At 46.1% G+C, this 1,134-nt stretch carries 1 protein-coding gene; it reads right to left on the bottom strand.

Features of this window, described 5'->3' with window-relative positions; genetic code table 11:
* The coding region (locus A9G38_RS03905; RefSeq protein ID WP_176713226.1) for a hemagglutinin repeat-containing protein at window positions 1–1,134 on the bottom strand (1,134 nt) is incomplete at both ends.

Raw genomic sequence — 1,134 nt, 5'->3', positions numbered from 1 at the left:
CCGCCATGTCAATGCCTTGACGGGTGTCACTGCCCATCGCTGACATGCCTTCGTTCATCGCCTTTTTGTAGGCGTCTTCGTAGATTTTTTGTTGCTCTTCTTCTGTTAGTCCCTTGTTTTTACTTTTCTCTTTTTCCTTTTCAACCGCTTCTTTTGCCTTGGATTCGGCTCTTATCCGGTCTATATGATTAAGCATCGTTAACGTTTCACCACCAATTTCACTCACTAACTGCGTTTGGTCGATGATGTCTTGCTCTTTTTGTTTGTTAAAAATGTGTTTGAGCTCGTTATTCGCCTGCTCAGTATCTCGGCTTAGTTCGTTGATATCTTGTTTTTGAGCATCCTTATTGCGGATAATTATCGTCCCTTCCGATACCGCTGAATGCGTCGTCGAATGCTCGCTTTCGTTTTTGTTGCGACTGGTTGGCATTGATGGCATGCCGCTAGAGCTTACCCCTGCACTGCTGCTACTGACTTGGTAGTCCGCTTTGTTTTCGATATCACTAAAGCTGATTGTGCCGGTGTCAAGGCGGTTTTGGCTCTTGTCTTTCGCTTCTGAGGTTATCACCGCACCTTTTAAGTCAGTGTTATTGCCGACCTTAATGTCAAAGCCGCCACTGCCGGCAAAGATGCCCGATTGGTCGGTCACACTTTGCCAGTTGCTGTCCATTTTCGTTTTGCTCGCCGAGGCATTAATACTACTTGAGCCTCCATAAGAAAAACTTCCCCCTACCGAGGTTGACGTGCTTTTGGAGTGGAACTCATCGCTGTCTTGTTTCGATTCAATATTAAGGTCATGACCTATATCAGCCACCACCCTATCGCCTTTCACTTGCCCTGCAACAATGTTGGCGTCATTACCGGTGATAATCGTGAGCTTATTGCCTGCCTCTACCACACTTTCTGTCCAATCGGTACCGTTACCTTTTTCTCTGGATTTGCTTTGGCTGGCACTGGCCGAGATGGTAAAGCCATTTTTTTCTCCACCAAAGTTATAGCCCACGCCTACCGAGCCACTGCTGCTTTTTTCTTTGCTGTCGGTTTTTATCGTGTTTTCTTGACCAATGATGTTAACATCATGGTTCGCTTTGAGCATTGCATCATGACCGGCAGATACCTGACTGCCAATGATAT

This window comes from Gilliamella sp. Imp1-1, from assembly GCF_001690415.1.
Taxonomy (GTDB): domain Bacteria; phylum Pseudomonadota; class Gammaproteobacteria; order Enterobacterales; family Orbaceae; genus Gilliamella; species Gilliamella bombi.
This window is presented reverse-complemented; position numbering and strand designations above follow the sequence as displayed.